Source organism: Lactivibrio alcoholicus, from assembly GCF_055390895.1.
The window spans coordinates 3,144,569-3,158,032 of sequence record NZ_AP042471.1 but is presented as its reverse complement, the minus strand read 5'-3'; the positions used below and the strand labels follow the sequence as shown (position 1 = coordinate 3,158,032).

The window sequence follows — 13,464 nt, the reverse complement described above, 5'->3', positions numbered from 1 at the left end:
CTCTCGAGGCGTCACGCATCCCTGACCGGAACCATGCGTCCGGTCAGGTATGCCTTGATCTTCACGATATCATAATCCCTCAGGCAGAGCATCTTGCCAATGCAGCATCCGTCGCAGTTCGTCTCCCTGAAAAGGCTGACGATATGATCGTATGTTCCGGCCCCTCCCGAAGCTATTATCGGAATCGGCACCCTGGAAGCGTACGATTGATAGAGTTCGACATCAAACCCGCTCATCGATCCTTCACGATCGACGGAAGTCACAAGCAACTCTCCCGCACCTGCTGCAACAAGAGAAACGATGACATCGGACAGCGGATTGGCGACTTCCTTCGTACCGCTCTCCACGACAACGGAAAAACCGTCAGGCTTGCGAACGACGTCGACGGAGACAAGGACGGATTGGGAACCGAACTCGCGGGACAACTCTCCCACAAGCTCCGGACGACGTATCGCCTCAGTGTTGACGACGATTTTATCCGCTCCTGCGCGAAAACACTTCCGGGCGTCATGAACGGATCGGATCCCTCCTCCCGCCGCAATGGGAAGTCGACATGCCTGAATGATTCTGGTTATTATCTCCGTTTCGATACAACTTCCGCGTCGCGTGGCGTCAATATCGACCAGGACGATCTCTTCCGCTCCCTGGGCATCGCAGATCATCGCCTGAGAGACCGGATCTCCCACATCGACAAAATCGGAAAAGCGCGTCCCCTTTACAAGTCGTTTCCCTCTGAGAAGAAGCTGCGGGATCAGGCGTTTTATCTGCATACGAGTCCCTCCACGACATTTCTCAATATCCGCAACCCGTCCCCCTGACTCTTCTCTGGATGAAACTGCAATCCGACGACATTCTTATTGCGAACGCCGGCGACGAGAGTCATGTCGCCATACCCGGTCGTCGCGATGACATGATCCGGGTTTTCGGGAATGAAGTGGTACCCGTGCATGAAGTAGAAGAAACCGCTTCTGATTCCGCGGAAATAAACGTCATTTTTCGTCACGGGAGACACGCGGTTCCAGCCGATATGCGGCACTTTCACCATTGTGTCCGGGATTCTGACGACTTTGCCGGGAATCCATCCCCATCCCTGAGTGTGCCCATCTTCTTCACCCCACGAGGCCATGAGCTGCATCCCGAGACAGATGCCGAGAACGGGTTTATGCTCCAGGCAAACCGCGTTATCGAGATGTTTCCATAACATTCGCTTCCTCAACTGCTCCACGGCGGTACGGAAGGATCCCACTCCGGCAAGAATCAAAAGGTCGGCGCCGTCGATGTCGGCATACTCATGTATCAGTCGCACGTCGTAGCGATAGAATTCAAGAGCGCTCTTTACCGATCCCGTGTTTCCGAGACCATCGTCTATAATGGCAATTCTCATGCGTGGCCTTCCTTTTCCTTCAGGGAATCGTCACGAAACCATATATCCTGGTCCCAGAGTTTATCTCCGACCGGAAGAGAAGCCGGATCGATGCGTTCGGCGGGAGGAATGAGATGGAGCGAAACGATCTCGTAAAACTCTTTTTCCGTCATGCCGATGTACTCCAGAAAGATCCCGAGGCTTTCCGGCCTTCTGCCGTCGTACTTCCTGACGAGTTCCATTGCCTCCTCGCGTGACATCCTTCCGTGTCGGATATCCAGCGTAGTCAGATGCGTTATTCGGGAAAAACCGCGTTTGAGATATTTTACATAATCCCGGATTCCATCGAACATGCACTCTATTTTTTCGTACGTCAGGCCGGGGAGTCCGCTTTCAAGCTCGTCTTCCCTCCAGTCGAGCTCATCCCTGATAATCCGGACATGCTTCTGGACATCCCAGGACTCATATTTCCCCAGAGGCAGACTCTTCACTCCGACGCGCTCCAGGTCCTCCCGTCTCGGATAGACGAACGGCGAAAGATCGCGGACATCCTCTCCGATGAAACCGGCCATATCCTCGGCCCGCATTCCGAGGATGATACGCCGGTTGAATTTCCACTCGTCCGTCTCTTCGAGATCCGCGAATCTGAAATACGCCTCATACTCGCCGCCGCCTTCTCCCCAGATAATGAGCGGGATTCCGAATTTGACGGCGATCTGCATCGGATACGAGAAAACGCCGGCGTGACAATGCCAGCAGAAATCCCCCTTTCGGAGAAGAGATTCCCGCATGATCTTCCGAACGATCCTCCAGTTCGGCGTAAAGGTCAGAACGTCAACACCGAGGCGAAGAAACGTTCTCCTTCTGTTTTCGAGCATACGAGGACGATAGAACCAGTGATCGAACGAAACAACCAGCGGCTTCATCCCATATTTCCGCACGATGGCCCAGAGCGTATACGTCGAATCCTTTCCCCCGCTGAACGGAACGATGCAATCGTACTCTCCCTTTCGGGCCACCGCATCCGCGACTATTCCCCGAAACATGGTTTCGCGTTCGGGCCAGTTGATGTCCTTCTGCTTCACATCCCAGTTCTTGCAGATATTACAGACGCCCTCTTCATCGAAAAACACCGTCTCCCATGTTATCGGAAGGGTGCAGCGACTGCAGCGCTGAAGCTCCATGGTTGTCCCCGCTCCTCCTCTACACGTTTGCGAGCATTTCGCGAATGTCACGCACGCTCATAAAGACCGGATTCGTTCCCGAACTGTATTCGAATCCCGAAGAAACCGCACAGCCGGCTTCTCCGACAGGATTATTCAAATAGTCAACTGGCGTCTGGAACGTTATCGCGGGAGAGATGACGAAGTGGTCCCGATACTCGAGAACCAGATGCGAATCGTCCGCCGGGCACATGACTTCGTGAAGCTTCTCTCCCGGACGAATTCCGATGATTTTCACAGGAATGCCTGGGGCCACGGCCTCGGCGATGTCCGTGATCCGGGCGGAAGGGATCTTCGGCACGAAGATCTCTCCCGATTGCATCCGTTCAAAGGCTTTCAGAACAAAATCGACTCCCTGCGGCAACGTAATCCAGAAACGGGTCATCCGGGAATCGGTAACCGGAATTTCGGACGCATGTTCTCGCACGAGTCGCCGGAACAACGGGATGACGGATCCGCGTGACCCGGCGACATTCCCATATCGCACGACGGCAAACCGTGTTCTCAGATGTCCCGTTATGTTGTTCGCCGCTATGAAGAGCTTGTCGGAACAGAGCTTCGTCGCTCCATACAGGTTGATCGGATTCGCGGCCTTATCCGTCGAAAGTGCGACGACCTTGCGAACTCCGTTCTCGATCGCGGCGCCGATGACATTCGAAGCTCCAAGGACGTTCGTCTTGATACACTCCATCGGGTTGTATTCGGCCGCCGGCACCTGCTTCAGAGCGGCGGCGTGGACGACAAAATCAACATCGCGCATAGCGACGCGAAGTCTCTCCGCGTCACGGACGTCACCGATGAAATAACGCATGCATTCGCTGCGAAACTCCTGTTGCATCTCGTATTGCTTCAATTCGTCGCGGGAATACACAATCAGTCTTCTCGGGCGAAACCTCCGGAGCGTCTCCCGAATGAATTCCTTGCCGAACGACCCGGTTCCGCCGGTGATCAGTACCGAAGTTCCGTCGAACATATACGGTCCCCTCATCTCATCTTCAGTTAGACCTGCCTCTGTACTAATCGGCACAAACGGGAGAGAAAAAAAGCGACTTCCGGAAGGAAGTCGCTTTCTGGAGAAAAAACCGGATCGTTTCATAACGTCTTGTCAAACAATGCCCCCAGGAGTTCGCCGATATGTTCAATGAATCGTACGATTTCGTCAGGAGGAATCTTCCGTATGACTTCGTCTTTTCCTGAGTCGATGACCTCCACCTGGTAGATATCCGCATCCTTAAGATACCGGAATCGCAACGAACGATCGAAAATACGGGCCATCTCTCCGGCTTTCTCAACAGCCTTCGACACTTCATCGGCGTGAATGGAAGAATATGCAGTTTCCTTACCGGCACACATCAGCCCTGCGTCGCGTCCCTTTTCGGACAGATTCCCCTTCTCGCCCAACTGCAAAGCATCCACACTCGATACACCATACGCCTTCAATGGCCCTCACCTCACAATGGCTATTTCGGTTCTTCCGCTCGAGAAAAACCGCTCACTTTACGATGTACAAGGATATAGAATACGGATGAGTCCCTTCGACTCAAATCTGCCGACATATGATCGCAGCTTAAAATAATCAATTTTTAGTTTTTCAGCAATATCCAAAAAACTTGTCCGGCCATCAAAGTACCGCGGGAGGCAGGTCATCATGTAATGCCATTTCTTCTGGTCCTCGGAGACAGACACTCGAATGCTCGGATCCTCGGTGGAAATGTACAGATCGTATTTAGGGTTACTCAGCGCGATGAGCCCCGTGAAACATCGCTCCGCAACCCCGTTCGTCTCAAGAATCTCAATGGTCGAAAGGACCGCGTCCACGGCATCGTCGAGCATATCGGCATGAATGATGTCTTCCGTATCCATGCTCGAGTGATATTCCGGATACGGAAAGCGGGACAGGGAAACACAGGGGATTTCTATTCCGGGTGCTTCCCATACAGTCTCGTCATTCCCGACGATGGTCCTGAACGGACCTTCCACGGCATCAGGCCAACCGTGTCGCAACACATTGCCCATGGCGGTATCGATAATGGAATCGCCCGTAAAGGAATGCTGCAATGCCATCCTGTTCCTGTTTCCGAGCATTTCCAGAAAAATCGCGCCTTTGACGGAAGGCAGGAAAGACGACTGATTTTTCGTAAAGAAAACCGTTCCGAGATGTTCAGGCGCCACGACGAGCCGATACGTAAACCGTCTCCGCGCGAGTTTCGAAAGGCGTCTCATGACCTCTATGCCGACGACGACGCCGCTTATATCGTCGTTTGCCTGCGCGGCATGACAGTCATGCGCGTTCAGAAGATAGGATTCGTCCGATTCTCCCGGCAGTACGTATTCGAGCACTTTCATTGTCCCGGGGTATTCGCGGGTTACGATATCGACGTCGTACTCCCCGTCTTCGATTCCCCGATAGAAATTCAATGGGACGGAGAAACCCCAATCGCGCTTCCACGGTTTATAAAAGTAGTCGCAATGATATACGAAAGCGTTCGGGAAAGAAGCGTTATAGAAAAGATGTCTCTTCAGTTCTTCCGCGCCAACCCGCCCGGAAAACGAAACGCCATAACCGACAACGGCAAGCGGGTGTCGCATTCCGTCGAAGATAACGCGCCCGTCCCTTCGTATCTCGGCGCGTTCCGGTTGCCAGCTGAGCGGGACATTCCAGCCGTTATGCTCTTCGCCGGAAGCGTATTCATGCACACGAAAGGGCAACTCGCCGCACAATATCCGAACGGCTTCGTCGGTTTCCTCCGAAACCGGCGCCAGACGAAGAGGAGCGATTGCGCCGATGAGCTCCAGCATACGTTTCATGAAACCGATCCCCCTTGATGCCGGACATCTTGCGAAAGGCCGCGGGCATCGTAATTCGCCTCGAAGGACAGCGCCTCGTCAAGAAAAGACCGGGGAGTGACGAAACGGCTCCCCGGAAGGATCATTTCCGAAATGTGCGTTCCGCTTTCGTCCCTGACATCACGGACGACGAGCGCCTCGTCGCGACACGCGACGAAAACGCCGCGGGCGTCGATCCGATATACAAGTCCCGACATGAACGGATGGAATCTTCCCTCCGTGGGATCGCGCGACACGTTCTTGAAGAAGACTCTTTTGCCGTGAAGAAACGTCGACGCCCCCGGATAGGGATCGTCGAAAGCGCAGACGAAGCGCTCCAGCTCCTCCGCCGTCCAGCTCCAGTCGATCCACGCGTGCGCGGACGTATACAGCCTCGGGAAATAGAGCGAATAGCCGTTGTCTATTTTCCTCGGAAAGAACGCATCCTTCGAACGCAATCTGTCGAGAAAGCCGGAAAAAAGCTCCTCGCCCTCTCTGTCCGCGATCTCGAAAAAGTCCGCAGGAATTCTCGCTGAAGGAGGGATGAAATATTCTCTGGTCATCACGACGGACCCCTCATCCCGGACCCCGGGAATCATCCGTTCGTCGATCTCCTGTATATTCCACGCTCCGAGCCTCGAGCCCCGGAGTATCTGCCACGAGAAATGCGCGCCTCCCCGATACTGGGGCAAACGAATGACCATCATATCGAACAGGCGATGCTGAAAAACGGCCACCGTTTCACGCGAAAAGGTATACGTCTCTCCAAAACCGATTCCCGTCGCGCCCCGCGTCCCGAGCGAAAGAAAATCATCGCATCCGTTGATGTCTTCGACGACGTGGAAGGGAAGGCCACGCGACTCCAGCCAGTCACCGAAGCGTCCCGGCGAGTCCCCGGGAAACGGGGCGACGATTTCCGCGGAATGACGCGGAGCCGCAAAAACGGTTGCCGAATACCCGCGCGCCCTCGCGCGCTCGACACACCGAAGCAGGAGATTTCCTCCGCCGAAAAAAACAAGGGTTTCGCACTCCCGCGACATCGGGATACACCTCAATTCTCGCAGGACATTCGTTCGCAAAAAACGATGAGACGCCTGTATTCTTGTGTGGTCCCCCGTGCGGCGTCAAGTTTATTATAATATGTTCCGTCATTGAATATACTATAAAATGTAGTGAATTTAGGTATGTTTCTTAACTCGGCACATCCATCAGTATTATCATTTGGTTTTGACGAAAAGAAATCTCTATGGGTACGAAACATCTCGATGGTAGTCTCCGGATATCTGAAAAACAAAGGATATTCGTCATCCACGGTTTTTAAAATAAAACGTTTCTCATCCAGTTCAAACATCGGGAGGTCGACGGGATGAACGTTCCAGACGCCTTCGGAATCAAGAAAGGCCACGGAAAACGATACTCCGCACTCGATTGCGACCTTTATCGCACCGACGTCGGCACATCCGTCGGAGTCCCATAACACCCTGTTTACATAATTATTTATAATCCACTCGTGCTTCTTATATCTATATTTACTCATGAACATTACGGCAGAATCATATTTCGTAAAGCTACAAAACATATTCTCTATGTTTGTATAACAAAACATCGTTGTGTTGCACATCGGAGGTTCTCCGAAAATATGAGGGTAATGCGCCGTCCCCGAAAAAGCCCAGAACAGGGCGTCATGCGCGACCAGATGCGGAAGCCGGTATGTCTCGACATGCATCGGCCTGTTCGTCGGAATCGACGGATCGGGGATCATCACCGTGCGAAGAGAGCCTCCTGCCAGAACCTTCTCGACTATCGTCCTGTCGTCCTGGATAAACGTCGCTGCAACCTCCTTGAAAAAAGGGGAGAGGTTCCCCTCTCCCCTTCGTGGAAACGCAACTACCGGAGCAACTGGAGCACGGCCTGGGGCAGCTGGTTCGCCTGCCCGAGCATCGAGTTGCCCGCCTGCATGAGGATATTGAGTTTGGTGAAATTCATCATTTCCTTCGCCATGTCGAGGTCGCGGATCCGGCTCTCGGCAGCGGACAGGTTCTGGCTGGCGACGGTGAGGTTGTTGATCGTGTGGTCCAGCCGGTTCTGGTACGCGCCGAGGCTCGCCCGCTGCGACGAGACCCTGTTGATGGCGCTGTCGATGACCGTGATCGACCGGGCGGCCGACACCCTGTCGGTCAGCAGGACGCTCTGAAGCCCAAGCGCCCGGCTCCCCATGGCCCCGATGTCGATCCCCATGTCCTCGCCCTCGTTGGCGCCGATCTGGAAGACCGTCGTGTTGTCGGCAAGGTGGACGTACGTCTCGTAGGTCGACGTCTTTTCGGCGTACGTAAAGCGCTTGAGCCCTTCGTTCCACGTAACGTCGATATCCGCCATCGGATCGAACGATACGTCGACGTTCGAGTGAATCACGCCGATAAGCTCGTTGCCCGTGATCTTTTCGTTGATGACCTTGCTCGACCCGGTATGGGCGTCGTAGATATTGACCGTGAACTCGTTTTCCTTGGCGTTGCGGATGTTCGCGAGGCTGAACGCCTTGATGAGATCCTCGTCGCCGATGAAGTTGAGCTCCCCGGCCTTTCCGGAGATCGCTGTGCGGATGACGAACGTTCCTTCGACGGATTCGTCCGTGTCGTCGACCCCGGCTCCGCGCTCGACGTACGACACGAGCTCCTGGACATTGGTGCCGACATACTTCGCCTGTCCGAGATCGGTTCCGATCGCCGACACGAGCTTCTGACGCACCTGTTCGAGCGTATCCGTCCCGTAGAGCGTTATCGACGCCTTCGATCCGTCGCCCTGGACGATGCTGATCGTCTGGGGATCGGTCAGCATGAAATTGCCGTTCGCGTCCCAGAATTTGTCCAGATCGCGGAGCGCGACGTCATTGTACGCGCGCTCGCCGACAAAGGCGGCGTGGAAGGTGGCGGCGTTCGGGTTCGGCAGGGCGTCCGGGTCGCTGCCGAGCGTCACCTGGATCTGGCTGTCGTACAGCGTTCCGTTCGCGCTGTTGACGTAGAACTGCCGGAAGGTGACGACCTCGCTTCCCGTGAAGGCATCTCCCCTGAAGTTGAACTGCTGGTTGACGCTTCCGTTCCACCCGAGCTGCCAGTCGGTCGTGTTGACCGAAAGCCGGATGTTCCACTGCGTGGGGGACGAGCCATCGGTCACGTGCGCAGCAACAGCCGACGAACCCGCCTTGAGACCGAACACGAACTTGTCGCCCTTCTGCATCGCGACAAGCCCTGCCGTAGCCAAACCAAAAGCGGATCCCCGGAACGTAAGAGTACCTATCGTGAAAGTATCACCAAGAAAGGCCGATGTAGCACCTGCATGGGCATTGAGGACGAGGTTCTCGAGGACGTATTGTCCCGTTCCGCCGGTCCGCGTGATCTCGTAGCTCTGCACCCGGAGGGATACGGACCCGGCGGCGGTATCGACGCCCGTCACTTCGAAAAGAAGCGAAGCGTTCTGTCCGATAGCAGTGGCGGCGACCCCAAGAACAGCGCTGGCCGCGGCGAAGTTGAAATGCGCGAACGTCGCGGCGCTCTGGGCGTAAAGCGACAGCCCCGAAAGATTTCCGGAAGCAGCCGGATTAGTCGTAATCGCGGTCGTCCCGACGACATAGTTCCCCGACGGCAGGCCGTTCACCGTGACGTCCTTGAAGCCATTCGTCGTCGCGATCGAGACGTTCATGATCACGTTCTCGTGCTTGACCTTGAAGATATCGCTCTTCTGGACCTGGTTCTGCCCCGGATCCGCCTGGATCGTGATCCGGTAGTTCCCTTCGTTGACCGCCTTCTGGCCGAACTGGTCGATCTGACGCAGACCGCCGCGGATGTTCAGCCTCGTCTCCAGCTTGTCGGTGGACCACAGAATGGCGTTCGATCCGTCGAGAAGCTTCTTCTTGTTGAACTGCGTCGTGTTCGCGATGCGGTCGATTTCCGTCCGAAGCTGATCGACTTCGAGCTGGATATACTGCCTGTCGTTCGACGTGAGCGTATCGTTGGCCGCCTGAACGGACAACTCGCGCATTCGCTGAAGGATGGAGTGCGTCTCGTTGAGCGCGCCTTCCGCCGTCTGGATCATCGAAATGCCGTCCTGCGCGTTCGCGACGGCCTTGTCGAGGCCGTTGACCTGGGCGCGCATCTTTTCGGAAATCGCGAGCCCGGCGGCGTCGTCTGCGGCGCTGTTGATCCGTAGTCCGGTCGAGAGCTTGTTGATGGACTTCTGAAGGGCGCCGTTCGTATTCGAAAGTGCGTTGTACGCAAAAAGCGCGGGGATGTTGTGGTAGATTCTCATGGTGCAAACCTCCTCCTTGAGGTATCGTCGGGCTTTTCCGTCAGCCCGATCTCTTCATGATCATTCTCCGCGTATGACGTTTCGGAACGATGTATTTCGCAGTCCCCTGTCATCACCTCCATATTGTTTCTCTATTCGTTTTTTTTATCGGCCGTCGATCCCGACGTCTTGAGGACCAATATGTCCGACGTCTTCTTCGACCATCGCCCTGTGCCGCACCGCAAGGTCCTGAAGAGCAGGCAGCGCCGACATCCGTTCGAGCAGCGCGACGTAAGGCTCCCATCTCGCGTTCCTCGCGTAAAAACTGAGGAGATTCCAGATGGCGTACGGATACGCTTTGTTCCCCGCAAACAGGGTCCCATGCAAACGCTCCGCCCACCGCGACGCGCCGTCGATATCCCCTGATTGTTCGAGACACATGACGTAATTGACGAGACGTTCGGGGTCGTTCCGATTGCCGGCATCGCTCTTTTCAAAGACCCTTCCGTAGTACCCGACGGCTTTGTCGAATCGACGCAAAACGCCGTAACAGTCCGCGATGTTCAGATACATCGCGAGTTTCATGGAGTCTCCGATTCCCAGAGATTCTTTGGACTCGAGCGCGCTCTCGTAGAGATCCACGACGCGGCGCGCCAGAGCTTCCAGGGCATCCCGCGCACGCGCATTCGCCGGGTCTATGGAAAGCGCGGTGTAGAACGACTCCATGGATTTCTGGATCTCCAGATCCCTGAGAACGTCGTAATCTCCATACGCCACTCCGAGGTCGATCCACACGTCGGGGATATCGGGAATTTTCTCGGCCGCCTTCTGCAGAACCTGCACGGCAAGTTCGTATTGTCTCCATCGTAAAAAAGCCTTGCCGATCACATGGAGGCGATCTCCGTCTTCGACCCTTTTCCACCAATCCGGAGACAGATGCCTCGGTTCCTCGAAATAGGTTCTGTCTTCCTCATCGAAGGAACGCATGAGGGCACGCCAGAGGTCTTCGAGCGGAATCTCCGATCGTGGCGTCGTCCAGTCCCGCTTGTACTCGAGAGCTCGATACAACGCGGGATCCTTTTCTTCCCCGAGCAAAGCCTTCTCGCATGTCTCCGCCGTCCTGCGCATCCAGGAAACGTATTCCAGCAGGTACCGGACCGCTACGCGGGAGGTCGCCACAAACTCCCTGTTGAGACGGCCCCAACGCTCGCGAAATTCCGGATCGGAAAAATCGAAGTCCATCTTCGTGAACTCGACGAACATCGAAAAGACATACGATTGCACCAGCTGAAAAATATCCGGATACCGCTTCTGCAATTCATCAAGCGCTTGCCCGACGAACTCCGCAAGACTCCGACGCCGGTTTTCGCCGAGTCCGGGAGCCAACGCCTGTTCGACATGCGATTCCACGTCGTCGAAAAGGCGGTACGAGTCTTTCATGTTGTCTTCGAGTTCACGCACTCTGCTTGCGAGACGCTCGAGCCTGTTTCGCGCCATACGAACCGTTGGGGGCGAAAGGCGGTTCTTTATCGAAGAAAACGTCGACTCGGGCAGATACTGATCGAGAACATCCTTCAACGGACGAACCGAAGTTCCGTGGATCAGGGCGCCCCCTTCCGTAGCGTCGATGACTTCCGCCGGACAGTTGGCGACAAGCGCCTCGAGCTGCCTCAGAAACATGAGCCACCAGTGATTGGTCTTGACGACTCCTCCGAGGCTCCCCGGGATTTCGGTGATGTTCACATTGTCCCTGTACATGGAAGCGACTTCCTGTGTCGTCGTTCCGGTCACGTCGGTCGAATGCGTGAGTCCGTCCGTGCCGTACGCCAGATCCTGACCGATGAGGATTATCGGGTCGCATCCGAGCAGATGCGCTATATTGAAACACATGTGGGCAACCGATGACCCAGTATGCATCTTGTCCATATTGAAAAGATCCGCAAAACGTTCGTCCAGGGGAAGTCCTTTTTTTACCACGACAAATTTCGGCCCGAGGAATGTGCCGAAAATTTCCGGCGAAACGACGGCAGGGGCTACGAGGATAATATCCCGAGTCTTATCCCGCACTTTCGAAAACCAGTGCTCGTATACCATATACCCCCGTTCCAGGGCACAGACGATATCCGGGACGATCCCCCTCTCCAGCAATTTCGGCAGGACGACATCGTTGCAGACGATCGGCACTTTTCTCTGTGCATCGAGAAGCATGTCGATATTTTTATCAAGGCTTGGTCCCGCCGACACGACGATCCCCGGATTCCCAATCGCCGCATCCTTCAGGGATTCAAGCGGAGAAGAGATCGCGATATTCGCGGTGTTCACGGCGAACTGCTTGATTCCGAGCAGCGTATCTTCGACGCTGTTTCCGAGGTTTTTGAAGAACATATCGATTGCCTGTTTCGCGCTCTTAATCGTCTCGGCATACTCTTCGGCGAATGCCTCGAACGCCCCCTCGTGGGCGACGACGCCAAGGGCCCCGGCCAAAGCGAGCGTGCTCAACGGCATCGCCTCGCGAAATTGCATCGTGACCTCGACGGGAACTTTTCCGAGCACGAAGGAGAACCTGCCGTCCAGAAGGATTTCCTTCTGGTCACTCTCCGCCATGGCGAGAATGAAAATATCGATATCCGGTTCAAAAACGACGATGCGCCGCGCTTGCGCATACTTTCGTGGAAGTTCCGCAACGCCGGCTCCCAATCCATACCCCAGCGCCAGCAGAAGCCACGGAGAATCCGCTCCTCCCATAGGAACGTAATTTTTGCGTTCCGGGAATGCGTATTCCGTCCCCCTGATCCATTCATAGTTTCCAGACCGAACTTTATGGATCGAAGGCGCCCCGTTTTCTTCAAAACGTCGTAAAATGAGACGAAACTGGATCGGGCGCGAACGTTCAAGCACGGTCATATTGTCCAGAAAACGCCGGTTCTCGTTCCAGATTCCAAATATGGACAACGTATCACTCCGCTCTATCGTCGATAGTCCTCCGATGCACGATATTTTCAGGACCTCGCGGACTCAAACCTTTACTGGTTTTTTTTGATCTCCGACCACGGGTAGTCCGACGTCAGGGAAACACTCCTTGTCGCGGCACGAAGATTCTCTGCCGAGATTTCCTCGAAAAGCTCATTTCTCCAGATTGAAAGATTCTTTGGAGCCACGATCCCTATTTTTATAGTATCTCCCTTGATCTCAAGGATCTTGATCTCGACATCGCTTCCTATTCGAATACCTTCTCCGATTTTTCTGCTGAGGACAAGCATTCATCTATCCTCACACGAAGAATGCACTGCGGGATCATCCTTCCGTCGCCCAGTCAGATTCTTTTCCACTTCTTCACTCCATAAGCGCTGTCGCACCGCGTACTCTTCATTCTCTGCGATTATCTGTCGTCCTATGCGTTTTTTCCTGTGAATCACAAGAGGGGCGCGAAGATTCACCGTCATGTCCCGCGGAGAAGACGGTATGGAAACTACCAGAAGCAATACAAGATCATCAGGAGTTTCCATTCCGATGGACTCGAGTTCCTGCTTCGATATCCTTGCGTTGTATCCGTTCATGATAACATCCGGGGGTATCACCGGCAAAGCAATGGCGCCATCATGCAGACTCTGAAGCCATTTTATTGGATTTTCATCATTACCTATAAGAATCCATTCCTTGTGCCCTTCGAAAGCAGGGATACCTTCATTAAAAATAAAAATGTCGTTGTCGTCTATGTGCAAATCCCCAAAACGCGTTGTCGAAAAATCGCGAGTCATATTGCGCATCTCC

At 54.6% G+C, this 13,464-nt stretch carries 12 protein-coding genes; all 12 read right to left on the bottom strand.

Annotated features, from left to right (window positions below; genetic code table 11):
* Positions 1-11 precede the first annotated feature (11 nt).
* On the bottom strand, positions 12-770 hold the full coding sequence (gene hisF / locus ACZ5IU_RS14570; RefSeq protein ID WP_464418591.1) for an imidazole glycerol phosphate synthase subunit HisF: 759 nt from the start codon (positions 768-770) through the stop codon (positions 12-14).
* Positions 761-1,384, bottom strand: coding sequence for an imidazole glycerol phosphate synthase subunit HisH (hisH, locus tag ACZ5IU_RS14565; RefSeq protein WP_464418589.1), 624 nt, complete (start codon positions 1,382-1,384; stop codon positions 761-763). The genes hisF and hisH overlap by 10 nt, the downstream gene beginning before the upstream one ends.
* The gene (locus ACZ5IU_RS14560; RefSeq protein WP_464418587.1) at positions 1,381-2,547 is read right to left on the bottom strand and encodes an N-acetyl sugar amidotransferase; all 1,167 of its coding nucleotides are present in this window, start codon (positions 2,545-2,547) and stop codon (positions 1,381-1,383) included. Before ACZ5IU_RS14560 ends, hisH begins: the two co-directional genes overlap by 4 nt.
* Positions 2,548-2,566: 19 nt before the next feature.
* Positions 2,567-3,559, bottom strand: coding sequence for a UDP-N-acetylglucosamine 4,6-dehydratase (inverting) (gene pseB, locus ACZ5IU_RS14555; protein ID WP_464418585.1), 993 nt, complete (start codon positions 3,557-3,559; stop codon positions 2,567-2,569).
* A gap of 119 nt (positions 3,560-3,678) precedes the next feature.
* Positions 3,679-4,026: a flagellar protein FlaG gene (locus ACZ5IU_RS14550; RefSeq protein WP_464418583.1), complete on the bottom strand. Its 348-nt coding sequence runs from the start codon at positions 4,024-4,026 to the stop codon at positions 3,679-3,681.
* A gap of 57 nt (positions 4,027-4,083) precedes the next feature.
* Positions 4,084-5,394, bottom strand: a complete 1,311-nt coding sequence (locus ACZ5IU_RS14545) for a DUF4910 domain-containing protein (protein WP_464418581.1) — start codon at positions 5,392-5,394, stop codon at positions 4,084-4,086.
* Positions 5,391-6,452, bottom strand: a complete 1,062-nt coding sequence (locus tag ACZ5IU_RS14540) for a hypothetical protein (RefSeq protein ID WP_464418579.1) — start codon at positions 6,450-6,452, stop codon at positions 5,391-5,393. The genes ACZ5IU_RS14545 and ACZ5IU_RS14540 overlap by 4 nt, the downstream gene beginning before the upstream one ends.
* A gap of 11 nt (positions 6,453-6,463) precedes the next feature.
* Positions 6,464-7,177, bottom strand: coding sequence for a hypothetical protein (locus ACZ5IU_RS14535; RefSeq protein WP_464418577.1), 714 nt, complete (start codon positions 7,175-7,177; stop codon positions 6,464-6,466).
* A 122-nt stretch (positions 7,178-7,299) separates the two neighbouring features.
* On the bottom strand, positions 7,300-9,714 hold the full coding sequence (locus ACZ5IU_RS14530; RefSeq protein ID WP_464418575.1) for a flagellin N-terminal helical domain-containing protein: 2,415 nt from the start codon (positions 9,712-9,714) through the stop codon (positions 7,300-7,302).
* Positions 9,715-9,858: 144 nt separating this feature from the next.
* The gene (locus ACZ5IU_RS14525) at positions 9,859-12,438 is read right to left on the bottom strand and encodes a 6-hydroxymethylpterin diphosphokinase MptE-like protein (RefSeq protein WP_464418573.1); all 2,580 of its coding nucleotides are present in this window, start codon (positions 12,436-12,438) and stop codon (positions 9,859-9,861) included.
* 278 nt (positions 12,439-12,716) lie between these two features.
* On the bottom strand, positions 12,717-12,953 hold the full coding sequence (gene csrA, locus ACZ5IU_RS14520; protein WP_464418571.1) for a carbon storage regulator CsrA: 237 nt from the start codon (positions 12,951-12,953) through the stop codon (positions 12,717-12,719).
* Positions 12,954-13,451 (bottom strand): flagellar assembly protein FliW, encoded by a 498-nt coding sequence (gene fliW, locus ACZ5IU_RS14515; protein ID WP_464418569.1) that lies wholly within the window; start codon positions 13,449-13,451, stop codon positions 12,954-12,956. It abuts the gene before it with no gap.
* Positions 13,452-13,464: the final 13 nt, after the last annotated feature.

Bases quoted from the DNA above. Each gene is read 5' to 3' on its own strand.
- hisF (WP_464418591.1), bottom strand. From the start codon at position 770: ATGCAGATAAAACGCCTGATCCCGCAGCTTCTTCTCAGAGGGAAACGA.
- hisH (WP_464418589.1), bottom strand. From the start codon at position 1,384: ATGAGAATTGCCATTATAGACGATGGTCTCGGAAACACGGGATCGGTA.
- ACZ5IU_RS14560 (WP_464418587.1), bottom strand. From the start codon at position 2,547: ATGGAGCTTCAGCGCTGCAGTCGCTGCACCCTTCCGATAACATGGGAG.
- pseB (WP_464418585.1), bottom strand. From the start codon at position 3,559: ATGTTCGACGGAACTTCGGTACTGATCACCGGCGGAACCGGGTCGTTC.
- ACZ5IU_RS14545 (WP_464418581.1), bottom strand. From the start codon at position 5,394: ATGAAACGTATGCTGGAGCTCATCGGCGCAATCGCTCCTCTTCGTCTG.
- ACZ5IU_RS14540 (WP_464418579.1), bottom strand. From the start codon at position 6,452: ATGTCGCGGGAGTGCGAAACCCTTGTTTTTTTCGGCGGAGGAAATCTC.
- ACZ5IU_RS14530 (WP_464418575.1), bottom strand. From the start codon at position 9,714: ATGAGAATCTACCACAACATCCCCGCGCTTTTTGCGTACAACGCACTT.
- ACZ5IU_RS14525 (WP_464418573.1), bottom strand. From the start codon at position 12,438: ATGGGAGGAGCGGATTCTCCGTGGCTTCTGCTGGCGCTGGGGTATGGA.
- csrA (WP_464418571.1), bottom strand. From the start codon at position 12,953: ATGCTTGTCCTCAGCAGAAAAATCGGAGAAGGTATTCGAATAGGAAGC.
- fliW (WP_464418569.1), bottom strand. From the start codon at position 13,451: ATGACTCGCGATTTTTCGACAACGCGTTTTGGGGATTTGCACATAGAC.